General features: G+C 62.0%; 21 protein-coding genes. 17 read left to right on the forward strand and 4 right to left on the reverse strand.

Annotation, left to right across the window (positions count from 1 at the left end):
• Positions 1-5: 5 nt before the first annotated feature.
• Complete coding sequence (locus HMPREF9697_RS03030) at positions 6-1,910, reverse strand: peptidylprolyl isomerase (RefSeq protein ID WP_002715678.1); 1,905 nt, start codon at positions 1,908-1,910, stop codon at positions 6-8.
• 205 nt (positions 1,911-2,115) lie between these two features.
• Between HMPREF9697_RS03030 and tpiA the strand changes: the two genes are divergently transcribed.
• The 11 genes from tpiA to HMPREF9697_RS03085 all read left to right on the forward strand — a co-directional run bounded on the left by tpiA (position 2,116) and on the right by HMPREF9697_RS03085 (position 11,322).
• Entirely contained in the window at positions 2,116-2,874 is a 759-nt protein-coding gene (gene tpiA, locus HMPREF9697_RS03035; protein ID WP_040307782.1) for a triose-phosphate isomerase, read from the forward strand.
• Between the two features lie 284 nt (positions 2,875-3,158).
• Positions 3,159-3,521: a preprotein translocase subunit SecG gene (gene secG, locus HMPREF9697_RS03040; RefSeq protein WP_002715680.1), complete on the forward strand. Its 363-nt coding sequence runs from the start codon at positions 3,159-3,161 to the stop codon at positions 3,519-3,521.
• Between the two features lie 185 nt (positions 3,522-3,706).
• Complete coding sequence (gene pyrG / locus HMPREF9697_RS03045) at positions 3,707-5,338, forward strand: CTP synthase (protein ID WP_002715681.1); 1,632 nt, start codon at positions 3,707-3,709, stop codon at positions 5,336-5,338.
• Positions 5,339-5,435: 97 nt separating this feature from the next.
• Positions 5,436-6,242: a COG3904 family protein gene (locus tag HMPREF9697_RS03050; RefSeq protein ID WP_002715682.1), complete on the forward strand. Its 807-nt coding sequence runs from the start codon at positions 5,436-5,438 to the stop codon at positions 6,240-6,242.
• A 117-nt stretch (positions 6,243-6,359) separates the two neighbouring features.
• A complete protein-coding gene (locus HMPREF9697_RS03055; protein WP_002715683.1) occupies positions 6,360-6,689 on the forward strand; it encodes an NIPSNAP family protein in 330 nt (109 codons plus the stop codon).
• A gap of 14 nt (positions 6,690-6,703) precedes the next feature.
• Positions 6,704-7,600, forward strand: coding sequence for a VOC family protein (locus HMPREF9697_RS03060; RefSeq protein ID WP_002715684.1), 897 nt, complete (start codon positions 6,704-6,706; stop codon positions 7,598-7,600).
• Positions 7,601-7,677: 77 nt separating this feature from the next.
• Positions 7,678-8,514, forward strand: a complete 837-nt coding sequence (gene kdsA, locus HMPREF9697_RS03065) for a 3-deoxy-8-phosphooctulonate synthase (RefSeq protein ID WP_002715685.1) — start codon at positions 7,678-7,680, stop codon at positions 8,512-8,514.
• Between the two features lie 98 nt (positions 8,515-8,612).
• Positions 8,613-9,545, forward strand: coding sequence for a metallophosphoesterase family protein (locus tag HMPREF9697_RS03070; protein ID WP_002715686.1), 933 nt, complete (start codon positions 8,613-8,615; stop codon positions 9,543-9,545).
• Positions 9,546-9,556: 11 nt separating this feature from the next.
• Positions 9,557-9,904 (forward strand): cupredoxin domain-containing protein, encoded by a 348-nt coding sequence (locus HMPREF9697_RS03075; protein WP_002715687.1) that lies wholly within the window; start codon positions 9,557-9,559, stop codon positions 9,902-9,904.
• Positions 9,905-10,042: 138 nt separating this feature from the next.
• On the forward strand, positions 10,043-10,588 hold the full coding sequence (locus tag HMPREF9697_RS03080) for a sigma-70 family RNA polymerase sigma factor (RefSeq protein ID WP_040308094.1): 546 nt from the start codon (positions 10,043-10,045) through the stop codon (positions 10,586-10,588).
• Positions 10,585-11,322, forward strand: coding sequence for an anti-sigma factor family protein (locus tag HMPREF9697_RS03085; RefSeq protein ID WP_002715689.1), 738 nt, complete (start codon positions 10,585-10,587; stop codon positions 11,320-11,322). Before HMPREF9697_RS03080 ends, HMPREF9697_RS03085 begins: the two co-directional genes overlap by 4 nt.
• A 44-nt stretch (positions 11,323-11,366) precedes the next feature.
• On the opposite strand, the gene HMPREF9697_RS03090 is transcribed toward HMPREF9697_RS03085, so the two are convergent.
• Both HMPREF9697_RS03090 and queF read right to left on the reverse strand, forming a co-directional pair.
• Positions 11,367-11,753: an ester cyclase gene (locus tag HMPREF9697_RS03090; RefSeq protein WP_002715690.1), complete on the reverse strand. Its 387-nt coding sequence runs from the start codon at positions 11,751-11,753 to the stop codon at positions 11,367-11,369.
• Positions 11,754-11,767: 14 nt separating this feature from the next.
• A complete protein-coding gene (gene queF, locus HMPREF9697_RS03095) occupies positions 11,768-12,244 on the reverse strand; it encodes a preQ(1) synthase (RefSeq protein ID WP_002715691.1) in 477 nt (158 codons plus the stop codon).
• Positions 12,245-12,376: 132 nt separating this feature from the next.
• Between queF and eno the strand changes: the two genes are divergently transcribed.
• Positions 12,377-13,660 (forward strand): phosphopyruvate hydratase, encoded by a 1,284-nt coding sequence (eno, locus tag HMPREF9697_RS03100; protein ID WP_002715692.1) that lies wholly within the window; start codon positions 12,377-12,379, stop codon positions 13,658-13,660.
• 102 nt (positions 13,661-13,762) lie between these two features.
• Here the strand turns inward: eno and HMPREF9697_RS03105 are convergent, their stop codons facing one another.
• The gene (locus tag HMPREF9697_RS03105; RefSeq protein ID WP_002715693.1) at positions 13,763-13,963 is read right to left on the reverse strand and encodes a hypothetical protein; all 201 of its coding nucleotides are present in this window, start codon (positions 13,961-13,963) and stop codon (positions 13,763-13,765) included.
• Positions 13,964-14,125: 162 nt separating this feature from the next.
• Between HMPREF9697_RS03105 and HMPREF9697_RS03110 the strand changes: the two genes are divergently transcribed.
• From HMPREF9697_RS03110 to HMPREF9697_RS03130, 5 genes are all read left to right on the forward strand, one after another.
• Positions 14,126-14,689 (forward strand): NADPH-dependent FMN reductase, encoded by a 564-nt coding sequence (locus HMPREF9697_RS03110; protein WP_002715694.1) that lies wholly within the window; start codon positions 14,126-14,128, stop codon positions 14,687-14,689.
• A 43-nt stretch (positions 14,690-14,732) separates the two neighbouring features.
• Complete coding sequence (locus HMPREF9697_RS03115) at positions 14,733-15,047, forward strand: FtsB family cell division protein (RefSeq protein ID WP_002715695.1); 315 nt, start codon at positions 14,733-14,735, stop codon at positions 15,045-15,047.
• A 335-nt stretch (positions 15,048-15,382) separates the two neighbouring features.
• Positions 15,383-16,402 carry a pyruvate dehydrogenase (acetyl-transferring) E1 component subunit alpha gene (gene pdhA, locus HMPREF9697_RS03120; RefSeq protein WP_002715696.1) on the forward strand — a complete coding sequence of 340 codons (1,020 nt, stop codon included), beginning with the start codon at positions 15,383-15,385 and terminating at the stop codon, positions 16,400-16,402.
• Between the two features lie 16 nt (positions 16,403-16,418).
• A complete protein-coding gene (locus HMPREF9697_RS03125) occupies positions 16,419-17,810 on the forward strand; it encodes a pyruvate dehydrogenase complex E1 component subunit beta (protein WP_002715697.1) in 1,392 nt (463 codons plus the stop codon).
• Between the two features lie 15 nt (positions 17,811-17,825).
• Complete coding sequence (locus HMPREF9697_RS03130; protein WP_002715698.1) at positions 17,826-19,169, forward strand: pyruvate dehydrogenase complex dihydrolipoamide acetyltransferase; 1,344 nt, start codon at positions 17,826-17,828, stop codon at positions 19,167-19,169.
• Positions 19,170-19,197: the final 28 nt, after the last annotated feature.

The raw sequence follows: 19,197 nt of genomic DNA on the forward strand, positions 1-19,197 counted from the left end.
GCCGGTCACTGGTTGTTGGTCGCGCCGGTCGCGATCGCGAATGCGTTCTCGTTCACCTTCACGCCGAGGGTGGTTTCCAGATGGGTGATGTATTGCCCGATCTGTTCGTCGCTCAGGTTCTGCGCGAGACCTTCCTTCATCTTTTTGGACTCGTCCGAATTGAGATCGACCGCCGGCGTGGTGACGTTGGCGACCTGCAGCACCACGACGCCGCTGCTGGCGGGTGTATTCTCCGCCATCGCGGCGGCACCCTTGGCGGTACGGAAGGCCGTATCGACGACGAGATCGGGCAGGCCGTTGACCTTGTCGTCACGCTTGAACGGCGCGGAAGTCTGCGACGTCAGCCCGGCGGCCTTCACTTCGGTGGCGAATACGCCGCCCTTGTTGAGTTTTTCGACCAGCGCCTTGGCCTTGTCGCGCAGGCGCGTGGCGACCTGCTCATCATGCCAGCGGGCGGTGACCTGGTCCTTGACCTCGTCGAGCGTGCGGTCGCGTGAGGGCGTGGTGCCGAGTACGTCGAACCAGACTTCGCCACCGGGGAAGGTGAGCGGGTCGTTGTCGACGCCGACATCGCTGCCGAACGCCGCCGTGATGAGATCGACGCCCTTCGGCAGCGGGGCTTCCTTGTTGTCCGGTGTGCGACCGGAACGATCGACATCGATCGTCACGGCTTCGAGGCCGCTCTTTTGCGCCGCTTCCGGAATGCTGGCCCCGCCGCTGCGCTCGTCCTCGATGGCATTGCGCATCTTGTCGAAGTCGGCGCGGACGCGCTGCTCGGCGAGCTCCTTCTTGATGGCGGGCGCGACGTTCTCGAAGGCCTCGGTCGAGCCGGGCTCGATCTTGGTGACCTTGAGCAGCACTGTGGCGAGCGCTCCCTTGACGGGCTGGCTGACCTCGTTGACCGGCAGCGCGAAGGCGGCCTTGGCGATGATCGGATCGCCGAGGCTGTTCTCGCTGACGAGGCCAAGGTCGATGTCGCCCGATGTGAGTTTCATTTCCTTGGCGAGGTCCTCGAAGGACATGCCGCCCGCGATCTTCGCGCGCGCGGCCTTGGCCGCGTCCTCGCTCTGGAAGGCGATCTGCAGCACCTGGCGACGATCCGGTTTTACGTAATCGCCGCGCCGGCTGTCATACACCTTGCGAGCATCGTCGTCGGACACCACGACCTTCTTGGCGAGTTCGTCGGGTGAGAGGGTGAGGTAGACCACCTTGCGATATTCCGGCGCGCGGAATTGAGCCTTGTGGGCCTCGAAATAGGCGTTGAGCGCGTCTTGTGCCGGCGCTTCGATCTTGCCGGCCTGATCGGGGCCGATCTTGGCGTAGTCGATGGTGCGCTGCTCGTTCTGGAAGCGGCTCAGTGCCTCGATCTGGGTGCTTGTCGGCTCGGCGCCCGCGACGATGCTGCCGATCAACTCGCGGCGCAGAGTGAGGCGGCGCTGTTCGGCCAGATAGCGCGGTTCGGTGTAGCCGTATTCCCGCATCGCCATCGCGAAGCGCGTCGGGTCGAATTTCCCGTTCTGTCCGGCGAAGGTCGGATCACTGGAAATGGTACGGACGATCTCGGCGTCCGACATTCGCAGACCCATGCGGCGGGCTTCTTCGTCAAGTGCCGTCTCGGCGATGGTCTGCTGCAGCAACTGACGATCGATGCCGAAAGCGCGGCCCTGTGTGGGCGTGAGCGGCCGGCGGATCTGACGGCTGATCTGCTGCAGCTTATCGGTATAGGCCGAACGGAATTGTTCCAGCGGGATGTCAGTGCTGCCGACCGTTGCGAGCGTCGTCTGCGTCGAGCCCTTGAAGATGTCGGCAATGCCCCAGATGCCGAAGCTGACAATGAGCACGCCGAACAGCACGCTCATGATCGACTTGCCGACCCGGTTCGACGTGACGTTTCGTATCCCTCGGAGCATGACACCACATTTGTAGGAGGAAGCGGAACAGACCGGGCCGATTTGCCCTCACCGCATTGTTCCGCCTCGTATAAAACGCCGCCCCGGCGGGGGCAACCGGGACGGATGCGACGGGCACGCCCTGAATACTGGATAAGGCAGGGCACCGGGTGGCGCGGGAGCAGCCCCTCTGGTAGCGGAAAGGGTCATAAAAGAAGGGGGAATGATGCCGGCAGCCATCCGACCGCTGATTGCGGGCAACTGGAAAATGAACGGCCTCAAGGCGTCGCTGGCCGAACTGGCGGCGATTGGGCAGGGTGCGGCCGAAGTCTACAGCAAGGCCGATCTCCTGATCTGCCCGCCCGCGACGCTGATCTTCCCGGCGGCAGCCGCCATGATCGGATCGAAGGTCGCGATAGGAGGGCAGGACTGCCACGCCAACGCCTCCGGGGCCCATACCGGCGATATTTCAGCCGAGATGCTGGCCGATGCCGGGGCGACCTACGTGATCGTGGGACATTCGGAACGCCGCACCGACCATCACGAAACGGATACCATCGTGCATGCCAAGGCAGAGGCTGCCTGGCGCGCCGGGCTCATTGCCATCGTCTGCGTCGGCGAAACCCGCGCCGAGCGCGATGCGGGGCGGGCTGCCGAGGTCGTGGGCCGTCAACTGGCAGGCTCGATCCCGAACGGAGCTACTGCAGCCAATCTCGTCGTCGCTTACGAGCCGGTCTGGGCAATTGGAACCGGCCTGACCCCGACGTCGGGAGATATCGAGCAAATCCATACCTTTATCCGCGAGAAGCTGACGGAGAGGTTCAAGAGGGAGGGCGAGGGTGTACGGCTGCTCTATGGCGGATCGCTGAAACCCGACAACGCTGCCGAAATCCTGCGCCTGACCGACGTCAATGGCGGCCTGATCGGCGGCGCAAGCCTGAAAGCAGCTGATTTCCTTGCGATCGCCGCGGCCGTGCCTACCTAGTGTCGCGAATCCGAAGTTCGCCTCACTTGCCGCGTCTTCCAGAGCGAACTTCGGATTCGCGACACTAGCAAATCTATGATTCTAGTGTGGTTTAGGTTCAGAAGTTCGCTTGTAGGGATTCGCGGAGAAAATGAAGCGAACTTCTGAACCACCACACTAGGGCCGGACACGCGCGCCGGGGTGGCGTTCAGCGCCCTGATCGTGTACAGACGCGCCAACCTCAACCCCTCAGACATTGGCGTATCCGGCTGGCCGGTCGCGATTGTTTGTGACGGAAAGATATTATGCAGACCGTCGTTATCGTCGTTCATCTCCTGATTGTCGCGGCCCTGATCGGCGTCGTGCTCCTGCAGCGCTCCGAAGGCGGCGGCCTCGGCATTGGCGGCGGTGGTGGCGGCGGTTTCATGTCGAGCCGGGGTACGACCAACCTGCTGACCCGGACCACAGCGATTCTGGCCGCGGGCTTCTTCATCACCAGCCTGTTTCTGTCCTGGCTGGCCGGTTACGATCAGCGGCCGGCATCGCTCATCAATACGACCCCGGCGTCGCAATCGGGCTCGCCGGCACCGGAAAAGAACCTCCTGGATTCGCTCAAGCCCGCAGAGCCGGCGGCACCCGCCGCTCCGCAGGCGCCGCAGTCCAAGTAAGGGTTCATCTCAGCCCGAACTATCGGTGGACACATCTCCGGCTGTGCTGCCATCGCGTCTGAGCGGTGGTCGCTAACCGGCTGTGTTTGTTTAAAATTCAACGTAACCCACAGGGAATGATTTTTTCCGGGGGGAAGGGCGATTCGTTTTGCGAATCTCGCCCGTGACGATAAAGGTAGGCTCCCATGGCGCGGTACATATTCATCACCGGCGGCGTGGTTTCCTCGCTCGGAAAAGGACTTGCATCGGCGGCGCTCGGCGCCGTCCTGCAGTCGCGAGGTTACAAAGTCCGCCTTCGCAAACTCGATCCCTACCTCAACGTCGATCCCGGCACGATGTCGCCGTATCAGCACGGCGAGGTGTTCGTAACCGATGATGGCGCGGAGACCGACCTCGATCTCGGTCACTACGAGCGCTTCACCGGCCGTCCGGCGTGCAAGGCTGACAACATCACCACGGGCCGCATCTATCAGGAGATTCTCGCCAAGGAGCGGCGCGGCGACTATCTCGGCGCGACCGTGCAGGTGATCCCGCACGTCACCAACGCCATCAAGGATTTCGTCCTCACCGGCAATGACGGCTACGACTTCGTGCTCTGCGAGGTCGGCGGCACGGTGGGTGACATCGAAGGGCTGCCGTTCTTCGAGGCGATCCGCCAGATCAAGAACGACCTGCCGCGCGGCGAGGTGATCTACATCCACCTGACGCTCTTGCCCTACATTCCGAGCGCGGGCGAACTCAAGACCAAGCCAACCCAGCATTCGGTGAAGGAACTGCGCTCGATCGGCATCCAGCCCGACATTCTGCTGTGCCGCACGGATCGTCCGATCCCCGACGGGGAGCGCCGCAAGCTCGGCCTGTTCTGCAACGTGCGTGAAAGCGCGGTGATCGAGGCGCGCGACGTCGACAACATCTACGCGGTGCCTGAAGCCTACCATGCAGCCGGTCTCGACGACGAAGTGCTGGCGGCGTTCGGCATTCAGGATGCGCCGCCGCCTGCGCTCCAGCGCTGGCACGAGATCAATGCGCGGGTGCGCAACCCGGAAGGTCAGGTGACGATTGCCGTGGTCGGCAAGTACACCGGTATGAAGGACGCTTACAAATCGTTGATCGAGGCGCTGTCGCACGGCGGCATCGCCAATAAGGTGAAGGTCAATCTCGACTGGATCGAGAGCGAGGTGTTCGAGCGTGAAGACCCCGCGCCGTTCCTCGAACACGTCAACGGCATCCTCGTGCCCGGCGGCTTCGGCCAGCGCGGCGCGGAAGGCAAGATCAAGGCAGTGCAGTTCGCGCGTGAGCGCCGCGTGCCGTATTTCGGCATCTGCTTCGGCATGCAGATGGCGGTGATCGAGGCCGCGCGCAATCTCGTCGGCATCAAGGACGCCAACTCCACCGAGTTCGGCGAGACCAAGGAGCCGCTTGTCGGCCTGATGACCGAATGGCTGCGCGGCAACGAACTTGAGAAGCGCTCCAAGGCGGGCGATCTCGGCGGCACCATGCGGCTCGGCGCTTTTCCGGCTGCGCTGCGCAAGGGCAGCCGAGTCTCGCAGGTCTATGGCGACGCGCTGGAGATTTCCGAACGTCATCGCCATCGCTACGAGGTCAACACCGCCTACAAGGACCGCCTCGAGCAGCACGGCCTGCGGTTCTCCGGCATGTCGCCGGACGGCGTGTTGCCCGAGATCGTCGAGTACGAAGACCACCCGTGGTTCATCGGCGTTCAATTCCATCCCGAATTGAAGTCGCGCCCGCTGGACCCGCATCCGCTGTTCTCCTCCTTCATCGCGGCGGCGGCGGCGCAGAGCCGTCTGGTCTGATCGTCAGTACAATCCATTGAACAGGTATCGGTGGGCCGGATAGGCTACCGCCGAGGCGAGCCTGTTGCGGACGCCTCCGTGCCGAGGTGTCGGGCTGATGAAGATTCCCAAAATCAAACCGCCGCCCCATGATGAACCTGCGCGGCCGTGGGGCGAAGCTTCCGGCGTGGAACCGAAGGCACCGGTCAGCCAGGTGCCCGGGCGACGTGCTCGCCGGTTCGGCCGCAGCTGGCTGTCATCGATCCTGTTCGCGGTTCTAATCTTCGGTCTGTGGGGCGGTCGCGCCTGGCAGGATCTGTCCTCGCCGTCGGCGTGGGCCTACTGGAAGGACCGATACTTCTCACCGACACTGACGTCGTCGGTTATTCAGATTGAGGCGAACGGGCGTTCGCATCGCGCGCTCGCCATCTCGGGTGAGATCGGCGCCGCGGCTGCGGTCTGGTTTCGCGAGAAGCTGGACGACGCCAAGCTGGGCGAGGGCGATTTCGTCGTGCTGTCGTCGCCGGGCGGGCAAGTCGATCAGGCCCTCATCATGGGCGATGTCATCCGCTCGCGCGGGCTGACGACGATGGTCGCCAAAGCCGATGCGACAGGCCGCTTGCGCCCGTCCTATTGCGCCAGTGCCTGTGTGCTTGTTTATGCCGGCGGCAAAATTCGCGAAGCCTTTCCCGGATCGGCGCTGGGTGTGCATCAGTTCACGACTGAATTGCCGAGAAGCGCGGACTTCGGCCGCGACATCGTCGCCGACACCCAGAAGACGACGGGCATCATCCTCGACTACATGACACGGATGGGCGTCTCGCCATCCATCCTGCAAGCGATGTCGGCCACCCGGGATATCCGCTGGCTCAACGACAGGGAGACGTTCGATCTCAAGTTGGCGACGAATCGGTTTGCGGGCTGATGTTTTGCCTCAGCTCTCGGAAGGTGAACGAATGGCGGAGAGGAATTGAGCGCGTAGGGCAAAGACAGGCCCCCGGAGGAGCGCTATAAAGCCGCCATTGAAATTCGAGGTTTGCTCATGAGCATTTACGAATTGCGCGTGTATCGCTGTCTGCCGGGCCGTCTGCCAGCGCTGGTGAAGCGCTTTGGCGAAACGACTACGAAAATCTGGGAAAAGCACGGCATCAAGCAGGCCGGCTTCTTCACCACGCTTGTTGGTGAATCCAATCAGGACCTGACCTATCTGCTGGAATGGGATTCGCTCGCCGATCGCGAGAAGAAGTGGAATGCGTTTCAATCCGATCCGGAATGGATCAAGGAGCGTGCTGACTCCGAAAAGGACGGCCAGATCGTCGCGAACATCGCGAGTTCGTTCCTGGTGCCAACCTCGTTCTCCTCGGTGAAGTGAACGCTGGTCCCGTCATGCCGACGCAGACATGGTCGCGCCCGCGCGGACTCGACCATGTCGTGCATGCTGTGCGCGACCTCGACGCGGCAGCGGACTTTTACGCGCGCGCGGGCTTTCAGGTCGGTGGCCGCAATCGCCACCCGTGGGGGACGCATAACCGCATCATCCAGTTTCTTGGCTTCTTCATCGAACTGCTTGAAGTCGGGGAGCCGGAGAAGATCGTGCCGCCCGCACCGGGACAGTTTTCGTTCGGTGCATTCAATCGTGATTTCCTGAGGGCGCATGAAGGGCTGAGCATGGTGCTGCTCGCCAGCACCGACGCACGCGCTGATGCACGGCTTTTTGATGAGGCGGGTATCGGCGGCTACGAGGTGTTCGACTTCGAGCGCGAAGGTGCAGGGCCGGACGGCGCGCCGGTCAAGGTCGCATTCTCGCTGGCATTTGCGCATGACAGGCTCTCGCCGCATGCGGGCTTTGCGGTCTGCCAGCATCATTATCCGCAGAATTTCTGGAATCCGTCACGGCAGGTTCACGAGAATGGAACGACCGGCATCGGCGGCGTGGTGATGGTTGCCGATAATCCGACCGATCACCACGTTTTCCTCTCCGCCTTCACTGGCGTTCGGCTGCTGCATTCCAATTCCATCGGCGTGAAATCGGTGACGCCGCACGGCGATCTGGAGATCATGGAGGTTTTGAGCTTCCGTGATCAGTTCGGAGTGGTTGAAACCGTTGCGGGCGAGGGCGCTGAGTTGCGTGGGCTGCGCCTCGAGGTGCGCGATCTCGGTCAGCTTGAAACGCGGTTGAATGCGGGTGGTATCGCTCACCATCGCCGGGTCGGGCGGGTGGTAATCGCGCCGGAGGCGGCCTTCGGTGCGACGCTGATTTTTGAGCAGACGCAGGCAGCCTGACGGATTGAAAGCCTCCCGATCGCCTTGATCTTGTCCCGTGCTCCCGGCAAAAGGGGGCCTCAACGCGGAGCATTCTTTTGGTTTCAGCCTCGAAAACCGTATCTGCCGGCAACGTCACCTTCGGCAACGATCTGCCGCTGGCGGTGATCGCAGGCCCATGTCAGTTGGAAAGCCGCGCGCATGCGCTCGAGGTCGCCAGCGCGCTGAAGGAGATCGCAGCGCGGCTCAAGATCGGCCTCATCTACAAAACCTCTTTCGACAAGGCGAACCGCACCAGTGCGTCGGCCGAGCGCGGCATCGGCCTTGCCAAGGCGCTTCCCATATTCGCTGAAATCCGCGAGAGCCTTAAGCTGCCGGTATTGACCGACGTGCACGAGGCGGAGCAGTGCGCGGACGTCGCTCAGGCCGTGGACGTGTTGCAGATCCCTGCGTTTCTCTGCCGCCAGACCGATCTTCTGCTTGCGGCGGCTGCGACCGGCAAAGTCGTCAACGTCAAGAAGGGCCAGTTCCTCGCACCCTGGGATATGCAGAACGTCGTCGCCAAGATCACGAGCGGCGGCAATGTCAATGTGCTGGTGACGGAGCGCGGTGCGTCGTTCGGCTACAACACACTCGTCTCCGATATGCGCGCGCTGCCGATTCTTGCGCGTACCACCGGTGCGCCGGTCATCTTCGATGCGACCCATTCGGTGCAGCAGCCGGGCGGCAAGGGCACGTCATCGGGCGGCGAGCGTGAGTTTGTCCCGGTGTTGGCGCGAGCCGCAGTCGCGGTGGGCGTCGCGGGCGTCTTCATCGAGACCCATCCCGATCCCGATCATGCGCCATCCGACGGCCCGAACATGGTGCCCCTCAAGGACTTCGAGGGACTTCTTAAGAAGCTGATGGCGTTCGACGCGCTGGCGAAGGGCCGCTGACAGCAGCCGATAAAAATTTCCCGGACCGGGCGAATAAATCCGCTCTCCACCCAGTCTCCTGAACAGCGCCCCGTGCGGGCCCTTTCAGGGAGACTGCCATGTCACATGACCATCACGACCCTGGTCGCCGTCACGCCCTTGAGTGCATGATCTGGGCGGGGACCGGCGTTCTGTGGACCGTCAGCGGGGGTATCCCCCATTCCGTAGGACTGATCGGCGAAGCGAGCGCTGCACAGCCGTCCGGCTTCACGTTCCTGCAAATGAGCGATAGCCATATCGGCTTCGACAAGGCGGCTAATCCCGATGCGCTCGGCACTTTGCGTGAAGCGGTAGGCATCGTGAAGGCGATGCCGGTCAAGCCGTCCTTCATCATTCACACCGGCGATATCACGCACCTTTCTAAAGCCGCCGAGTTCGACAATGCCGGTGAGGTGTTCGGCGAAACCGGCGTGAAAATTCACTACGTTCCCGGCGAGCACGACATCATCGATGAGGATCGCGGTAAGGCGTACCTCGATCGCTACGGCAAAGGCACACAGGGCGCAGGCTGGTACAGTTTCGACGATCACGGCGTGCACTTCATTGGTCTCGTCAACGTCGTCGATCTTCAGGGCGGCGGGCTTGGCAATCTTGGCGCGGAGCAACTCGCCTGGCTGCAATCCGATCTCAGGGACAGGTCGAACGACACCCCCATCGTCGTGTTCGCACATATTCCGCTGCAGGTGGTCTATCGCGAATGGGGCTGGGGCACTGAAGACGGCATGCGCGTGCTGGAGATGCTGAAGCGCTTCGGCTCCGTCACCGTGCTCAACGGTCACATCCACCAGTTGCTGCAGAAGGTCGAAGGCAATGTGACCTTCCATACCGCGATGTCCACGGCGTTTCCGCAACCGGCGCCGGGCGCGGCGCCATCGCCGGGGCCGATGCGCGTACCGCCTGAGCAGCTTCGCTCCATGCTTGGCCTCTCGAGCATCAATGTCGTGCAGGGTGAGAAGTCGCTCGCCTTCATCGATCGAACGCTCGCCAGTTGATGGAGACGATGATGGGAATGGTTGCAACTCGTCGAACGTTCGTGGCTGCAGGGCTCGGGCTTGCGTTCGGAGCGGTGCTGGCGCTCAGCGTGGTCAGGGCGGAAGGGACCGCGAAGGAGGTCACCATCGATAATTTCACCTTTACTCCGGCGGAGCTGTCGGTGCCGGTTGGCACGACCGTGACCTGGATCAACCGCGATGACATTCCGCATACGGTGATCGCGAAGGACAAAAGTTTCCGCTCGAAGGCGCTCGATACCGACGACCGTTATTCCTTCACGTTCGCGACCGCCGGGACTTACGATTATTTTTGCGGCCTGCATCCGCACATGACCGGAAAGATTGTCGTCACCCCATGAATGTGATGCAGAAAGGCGACGAAGATTGTGATGACTTTGCGGTTGCTGGTCATGCCGGCATCAGCGCGATGTGCTAGAACTGACCCACCGGAGCTTCTGGATGGCTTCTCCGGCTTGAAGCAGCGTTCGGGTGAGGCCTTGCCAAATCGCGATGATCGCTCGCTGTTCGATGCAGTATTCCTGCCGCACTTGCCGGAATCCTATCGTCTGGCTCGTTGGCTGACGGGCAACGGTGCGGATGCCGAAGACGTGGTGCAGGAATCGTCGCTGCGGGCGTTTCGCGCGATCCAGACCTTCGATGGCGCTAATGCGCGCGCCTGGTCGCTCTCGGTTGTTCGGAATACGGCCTATAGCTGGCTCCTGAAGAACCGGCCCAGGACAGTGGTCCTCGCTGATGACCTCGGCGATGCAGACCGGCGGCAGATGGAGCAGGGCGATGCCCATCGATCCGGCGTGCAGACGCCTGAACAGGCGCTGCTGCTCAAGCTGGATATCGAAAGCGTGCGGGATGCGCTCAAAAGATTGCCGGCGCCACTGCGCGAAATCATCGTCCTTCGCGAAATGCATCAGTTGAGTTACCGCGAGATTTCAGAGATTGCGGGCATCCCGATCGGCACGGTGATGTCGCGCCTTGCGCGAAGCAGGGACGTTCTCGCACATATGCTGGGAGAGCAGGATAGATGAGGGCATCCCCGGACGACGACGATCTTGAGTTGCAGGCTTACCTCGATGGCGAGTGTGACACGGATGCCGCGCGAGCGTTTGAGCAGCGCCTCGCAGGCGACGAGAGCTTGCGCCTGCGCTTCGAGCAGATGCTGGCGCTGAGCAACGCGCTGCGTGCCATTCCGCAAGAAGATATGCCGCAAACATTGCGGGCGCGTGTCGGCGCGACGGTGGCGGGTGCAAGCTCTCGTGAGCGACGGTGGTCGTGGCAGGCGCTTGCGGCTGCGGTCATCGTCGGCGTGTTGATCAGCGCGGCTGCGATGCTGACGCTCGACCGGTATCGTTCGCGACAGGATCTCGTGCAGCAGGTGATCGCAAGTCACGTGCGAGGATTGCTGGCACCGCAGCCGTTCGATATCGCCTCGTCGGACAGCCATGTCGTCAGGCCGTGGTTTGCCTCGCGCATTGCGCGTTCTCCGCAAGTGCTCAACCTGGCGCAACAGGGATTCAAACTCACAGGCGGACGTATCGATATCGTTGGCAACACACCGGTCCCGACCGTCGTGTACCGGCACGACACTCATGTGGTGAGCCTGACGATGCTCGCTCCGGGGATGTCTCTGCCGGTGGCGAGCCAGTCCGGCTATCAGGCCCTGAGCTGGAGCGACAGCAAGGCGACCTATGTGGCCGTGTGCGATTTGCCGGTGAAGGACCTCGCGAACTTTAGGCGCATCTTCACCGCCGCTTCGTCCTAGCCCTGCTCGCGGTAAGGCGACGGGTCCTGATCGGGGCTGTGCAGCTAAAGCTGAGCTTCGATGGCGGCCTTGTCTATCACTGACCAGACCCGCCAAATCTTCTCTGCCCGAAATTCATAAAATACGTTCTCGGCAAAGGAGACCCGCTTCCCGTTGACATCGAGTCCGAGGAATTTTCCTTTTGGTGTGCAGTCAAAGTTCAACCGGCTTGCGATGTAGGGCGGGTCGGACGTCAGTAATTGGATGTTGAAATGAAGGTCCGGGATTTCGGAAAAGTCTTTCTCCAGCATCTGACGATAGCCGGATATTCCGATGAGCTCTCCGTTGTAATGCACGTCATCATCGACAAACTGGTCCAGCTTCGGCCAATCCTGCCTGTTCAGACAGGCAATGTAGTTTCGGTAGATATTGGCGAGCTCGGTTTTGGTCATGGCGAATGAGCGTTCTAGCCGCGCCCGCGATAGGGCGGCACACCCTGATCGGGCACCCAGACATTCTTCGGCAGCTTGCCGGTCTGCCAGAACACGTCGATCGGAATGCCGCCGCGTGGATACCAATACCCGCCGATCCGCAGCCATGTCGGTTTGATTTCGCGCACGAGCCGCTTGCCGATTTCCACCGTGCAGTCTTCGTGAAACGAGCCATGATTGCGGAAGCTCGCGAGATAGAGTTTCAACGCCTTCGATTCCACCAACCACTGGCCTGGAACGTAGTCGATGACGAGATGGGCGAAATCGGGCTGGCCGGTGATCGGGCACAGGCTGGTGAATTCCGGCGCGGCGAAGCGCACGAGATAGCCGGTGCCCGGGTGCGGGTTGGGAACGCGGTCGAGTTGCGCTTCCTCGGGCGAGGCGGGCAGGGTGACCGGGCGGCCGAGCTGGAGCGGGGCCTTCGTGGCAGTTTTGCGCGGCTTTCGTGACATTTTCTTCTCCGTTGTGGAGGTGATAGCGAAATTGGCGCGGCCCGTCACCTATGCGCCCTTGCGGCTTTTCCCGCCGGAAACCTTGCTGTAGAAGCAGCCATCCTGTTTTCCATTCCAATCAAAGAGGCGCTCATGACTGCCATCGTCGATATTATTGGCCGCGAAATTCTGGATAGCCGTGGCAATCCGACGGTCGAGGTCGATGTCGTGCTGGAAGATGGTTCGGTCGGTCGTGCCGCCGTGCCGTCGGGTGCTTCGACGGGTGCCCATGAGGCGGTGGAACTGCGTGACGGCGACAAGGGCCGCTATCTCGGCAAGGGCGTGCAGAAGGCGGTGGAGGCCGTCAACGGCGAGATCTTCGACGCCATCGGTGGCATGGACGCCGAGCAGCAGGTGCAGATCGACAACGCGATGATCTCGCTCGACGGCACGCCGAACAAGAGCCGCCTCGGGGCCAACGCTATTCTCGGCGTCTCGCTGGCGGTCGCGAAGGCTGCGGCCGAGTCCTGCGATATGCCGCTTTATCGTTACGTCGGCGGCACCTCGGCGCGCACCCTGCCGGTGCCGATGATGAACATCGTCAATGGCGGCGTGCATGCCGACAACCCAATCGATTTTCAGGAAATCATGGTGATGCCGGTTGGGGCGGCGAGCTTCGCTGAAGCCCTGCGCTGCGGCGCGGAGATTTTCCACACGCTGAAGGGCGAACTGAAGAAGGCCGGCCACAACACCAATGTCGGTGATGAGGGTGGCTTCGCGCCGAACCTGCCGTCGGCAGACGCTGCGCTCGACTTCGTCATGAGCGCGATTGGCAAGGCCGGCTACAAGGCGGGCAGCGATGTGATGCTCGCGCTCGATTGCGCCTCGACCGAGTTCTTCAAGGACGGCAAGTACGTCTATGAAGGCGAGAAGAAGACCCGCTCGCGTTCCGAGCAGGCGAAGTATCTCCAGGACCTGACCAACCGTTATCCGATCGTCTCGATCGAGGACGGCATGGCTGAGGACGACATGGATGGCTGGAAGGAGCTGACCGACCTCATCGGCGGCAAGATCCAGCTCGTCGGCGACGATCTGTTCGTCACCAACGTCACGCGGCTCGCCGACGGCATCAAGAAGGGGCTCGGCAATTCGATCCTCGTCAAGGTCAACCAGATAGGCACGCTGACGGAGACGCTTGCTGCGGTCGAGATGGCGCACAAGGCGGCCTATACTGCGGTGATGTCGCATCGCTCCGGCGAGACGGAGGATTCCACCATCGCCGACCTCGCGGTCGCCACCAATTGCGGACAGATCAAGACCGGCTCGCTCGCGCGCTCCGACCGTACCGCGAAGTATAACCAGCTCCTGCGCATCGAGCAGCAGCTCGACAATCAGGCGATCTACGCAGGACGTGCCGCGCTGCGCGCGCTGGCCTGATCCCGTCACGCTCCGGCGTGACAGGCCGGCGCTCTAACCAAAGCGCTTGCTTCCTGATGCGATGATGTCAAAGCCCGGCCACAGGCCGGGCTTTTGCGTTGATTACTTCACCAGTCCGCGCCGGCAGTCATGAATGAACTTGTTCATGCCCGAGTTTGCGGTGCCGTGTTGCCCCTGGCTTCTGTCGAAGCCGCGCGCATGCGCGAGATCAATGCACTCCTGCTCCGGACGAAGCGGTTTTTCCGCGTAGACGGCGGACGATCCAAGAACGAGCAGCGCAACCACGGCGGAAAGAGTTTTCATTTCTCGATCTCCTGATGGCGGGAAGGCGACACGCATATGAGGCAACTTCCCCACGGCACCGTATAGCCTTGCCTGCGGGTTTTCATGCACTTGCATCTTTATGGGTGCGCGATAAGGTGCGCCGGTCGAACTTTACTGCTTCATTGCCCAAAGGACGTGTTCATGCCCCATCAAGTTCTGGTCATCGTCGGAAGCCTCCGCAAGGAATCCTTCAGCCTCAAGATTGCCAATGCGTTGGCGAAGGCGGCTCCGGCGTCGCTCAAGCTGAACGTGGCGACCCTTCACGGCCTGTCGTTCTTCAATCAGGACCTGGAAGCCAATCCGCCTGCGGACTGGGTGGCGTTCCGCGACAAGATCAAGGCATCGGATGCCGTGATTTTCGTCACGCCGGAATACAACCGCTCGGTCTCCGGCGTACTCCGGAACGCTATCGACGTAGCCTCGCGGCCGTCCGGGCAGAGCGCGTTTTTGGGCAAGCCCGTTGGCATCGTCGGCAATTCGCCTGGACCACTCGGCGGCGTCAGCGCGGCGATGGAATTGAAGCGTTCGCTGCCGGGCATCACAGGGCCGATCCTCGGCCAGCCCGAAATCTATCTGACGCATGTCGGGAACTCGTTCAACGAGAAGGGCGAGGTAACGAGCGAGAGTTTCGGCAAGGTGCTGCAGCAGTACGTCGAGGCTTTCGCCGCGTTCGTCGACAGGCAAAAGAAGGGTGCCGCAGCGTAAGCCATTAGCGCGGCATTAACCCTGACGGGGCATCGTGCAGCGCATGGTCTCTCGCGCACGATTCAAGGCGATTCTGACCGGCCTCGCGCTCTATGCGATCGCGGCCGGTTTCATCACCTATTTCGGCGTTAATGCCTATACCGGCCGCTACGGCCTCAATGCCCGCATCGAGCTGGAAAAGGAAGCCGCTTCGCTGACGGCGGAGCTCGCCCGGCTCAAAGTCCAGCGCGCCGACGAAGAAAAGCATGTGGCGCTGCTGCGCTCCGACCGGCTCGATCCCGACATGCTCGATGAAGAAGCGCGGCGGCAACTCGACTATGCGAACCCGCGCGATCTGGTGCGTCTTCTCAACCGATGAACTTGGAATATCGTACGCCACGCGCGTTACGATCCGGAGGAGAGAAGAATCTTCTCTCCTGCAAATGCCTCCCGATGAGCCTGAATCGCTGTTTGCGTTGTCCGTCTGTGCATAAGACGAGCGAAAAGCTTCCCTGCACAGGCGATGGTACCGCGTCGTTGTGTCGGAATTTCAAAACAAACAACACAAATTTCAAAATCACGTGCGCGCGATGCCATTAATTTCAAGTCGCTGCGCTGCAAAATGTTTTGTAATCATGCGGCGTTACGCGCTCCTTCCACGCCGATCAGAGTTGGAGTAGAGAGGATTCATCACCTCTCTTATCCGGACATCTCATGCCATCTGGAAAACCTACGGCCGCCGCAACCAAAGGCACGTCGGCCGGTGCCGCCAAACTGGAATTCACCAAGGAGCAGGAGCTCGCCGCATTGCGCGACATGCTTCTGATCCGCCGCTTCGAAGAAAAGGCGGGACAGCTTTACGGCATGGGCGCGATCGGCGGCTTTTGCCATCTCTACATCGGACAGGAAGCCGTCGTCACCGGCATCCAGATGGTGCTGAAGGAAGGTGATCAGATCATCACCGGCTATCGCGATCACGGCCACATGCTGGCGACCGGCATGGAGGCCAAGGGCGTGATGGCCGAATTGACCGGCCGCCGCCACGGCTATTCGAAGGGCAAGGGCGGCTCCATGCATATGTTCAGCAAGGAGAAGCACTTCTACGGCGGCCACGGCATCGTCGGCGCGCAGGTGCCGCTCGGTACCGGATTGGCTTTCGCCAACCGCTACCGCAACAACGGCAATATCAGCGTGGCGTATTTCGGCGACGGCGCCGCCAATCAGGGGCAGGTTTACGAGAGCTTCAACATGGCGGAGCTGTGGAAGCTTCCGATCATCTACGTCATCGAAAACAACCGTTATGCGATGGGCACCTCGGTGACGCGCTCTTCCGCGCAGACCGATTTCTCCAAGCGCGGCATCGCGTTCAACATTCCGGGCGAGCAGGTCGACGGCATGGACGTGCGTGCGGTGAAGGCGGCAGCCGAGCGCGCCGCGGCCTGGTGCCGCGAGGGTAAGGGGCCTTACATCCTCGAAATGCAGACCTACCGTTATCGCGGCCACTCGATGTCCGACCCTGCGAAATATCGTACGCGCGAGGAGGTCGAGAAGGTACGGCACGATCAGGACCCGATCGAGCAGGTCCGCAAGCGGCTGCTCGATGCCAAGGTCGACGAGGCGGAGTTGAAGAAGATCGACGCGGAAGTGCGCGAGATCGTCAACGAAGCCGCCGATTTCGCCCAGCACGATCCGGAGCCGGACGCGTCCGAGCTCTACACCGACATTTACCGCTAAGCGCGAGCCACCGACCATGCCAATTCAAGTATTGATGCCCGCGCTCTCGCCCACGATGGAAAAGGGCAACCTTGCCAAGTGGCTGAAGAAGGAAGGCGACACCATCAAGTCCGGTGACGTGATCGCCGAGATCGAAACCGACAAGGCGACGATGGAAGTCGAGGCGACCGATGAGGGGACGCTCGGCAAGATTCTCGTGCCGGAAGGCACGGCCGATGTCGCGGTCAACACGCCGATCGCCACCATCCTGGCTGACGGCGAAAGCGCAGCCGATCTCGGCAAGGCTCCTGCCGCGCCAGCCCCCGCACCGAAGGCCGCAGAATCTGCGCCGCCCGCTGCTGAAGCGCCTGCGCCGAAGGCGGATGCCGTGCCTGCCGCACCGGCCAGCCATGCCGCTCCCGATCCCGACATTCCGGCGGGCACCGAGATGGTGACGATGACAGTGCGCGACGCGCTGCGCGACGCCATCGCCGAGGAAATGCGCCGCGATGAAGACGTCTTCATCATGGGCGAGGAGGTCGCCGAGTATCAGGGCGCCTACAAGATTACGCAGGGCATCCTGCAGGAATTCTCCGCGCGGCGCGTGATCGATACGCCGATCACCGAGCACGGCTTCGCTGGCGTCGGCATCGGCGCTGCGATGGCGGGCCTGAAGCCAATCGTCGAATTCATGACCTTTAACTTCGCCATGCAGGCGATTGACCAGATCATCAACTCGGCCGCCAAGACGCTCTATATGTCCGGCGGACAGATGGGCTGTTCGATCGTATTCCGTGGTCCGAACGGTTCGGCTGCGCGCGTCGCTGCCCAGCACAGCCAGGACTATGCTGCGTGGTACTCGCAGATTCCGGGTCTCAAGGTGATCGCACCTTACACTGCGGCCGATGCCAAGGGCCTCCTGAAGGCGGCGATCCGCGATCCAAACCCGGTGATCTTCCTTGAGCACGAAATTCTCTATGGCCACAGCTTCGAAGTGCCAAAGCTCGACGATTACGTGCTGCCGATCGGCAAGGCGCGCATTGCGCGGCAGGGTCAGCATGTCACGCTGATCGCATGGTCGCATGCGATGATCTGGACGCTGAAGGCCGCCGAGGAACTCGCCAAGGAAGGCATTGAGGCTGAGGTCATCGACCTGCGCACCATCCGTCCGATGGACACCGAGACGCTGATCGCTTCGGTGAAGAAGACGGGCCGTGCGGTAGTGGTCGAAGAGGGCTGGCAGCAGTCCGGCGTCGGCTCCGAGATCGCCGCGCGGTTGATGGAGCATGCGTTCGATTATCTCGATGCGCCAGTCGCGCGCGTGTCGGGCAAGGACGTTCCGATGCCTTACGCAGCCAATCTCGAAAAGCTCGCATTGCCGACGGTGGAGGAAGTTGTCGCCGCCGCCAAGGCCGTTTCATATCGCTAAGGGCAGGGTCCGGTCATGCCGATCAACATTCTGATGCCTGCCCTGTCGCCAACGATGGAAAAGGGCAACCTCGCCAAGTGGCTCAAGAAAGAGGGCGACAAGGTTTCATCCGGCGACGTGATCGCCGAGATCGAGACCGACAAGGCGACGATGGAAGTCGAGGCGGTGGACGAGGGCACCATCGCGAAAATCCTGGTGCCGGAAGGCACCGCCGACGTGCCGGTCAATCAGGTGATTGCCGTGCTCGCCGGCGATGGCGAGGACGTGAAAGCTGCCGCAAGCGGTGGGGGCGCTTCCGCACCGGCGCCGAAGGCTGCGGAGGCACCGAAAGCCGCCGAAGCACCGAAGCCTGCCACTGCTCCGGCTCCCGCGCCTGCCGCAAAGCCGACCGCGTCGGCTGCACCGCAGCCTGCACAGGCTCACAGCAACGGCGCACGAACGTTCTCCTCGCCGCTGGCGCGCCGTTTGGCGAAAGAAGCAGGCATCAATCTGTCACGCGTCACTGGCACCGGCCCGCACGGCCGCGTCGTCGCCCGCGATATCGACGAGGCGAAGTCCGGCAAGGGGCTGAAGCCTGCCACCGCTGGTGGTGCTGCTGCGCCATCCTACGCACCGGGGCCGAGCGACGCGCAGATTCTGTCGCTGTTCAACAAGGACAATTACGAAGCTATCCCGCACGACCAGATGCGCAAGGTCATCGCGCAGCGCCTTTCGGCGTCGGATCGCGATGTGCCGCAATACTATCTCACCTGCGACTGCGACATCGGCAAGCTTGTCGCCGCACGCGAGGAGATCAACGGTCTCGCGCCGAAGGACAAGGACGGCAAGCCCGCCTACAAGCTTTCGGTCAACGACTTCGTCATCAAGGCGCTGGCAATGGGGCTGCAGCGTGTGCCCGATGCCAACGTAACCTGGACTGACGAAGCGATGCTTCGCCATAAGGTGTCGGATGTGTCGGTTGCGGTGTCGATCCCGACCGGACTTATCACCCCGATCATCCGCAGCGCGCATGCCAAGTCGGTGGCGACGATTTCCAACGAGATGAAGGATCTCGCCGCGCGAGCGAAGGCACGCAAGCTCAAGCCGGAAGAATATCAGGGCGCGAGCACTGCAGTGTCGAACCTTGGCATGTACGGCATGAAGCAGTTCACCGCCGTCATCAACCCGCCGCAGTCGACCATTCTCGCGGTCGGTATGAGCGAGCAGCGGCCGGTGGTGCGCGACGGCAAGATCGAGATCGCGACCATCATGACGGTGACGCTGACCTGCGATCACCGCGCAATGGACGGCGCGCTTGGCGCGCAGCTTCTCAGCGCATTCCGCCTGTTGATCGAAAACCCGGTCATGATGGTGGTGTGAGGCGCGTGCCTCACACCCAGAGACACTC

Origin of the sequence: Afipia felis ATCC 53690 (genome assembly GCF_000314735.2) — a bacterium.
Classification (GTDB): Bacteria; Pseudomonadota; Alphaproteobacteria; order Rhizobiales; family Xanthobacteraceae; genus Afipia; species Afipia felis.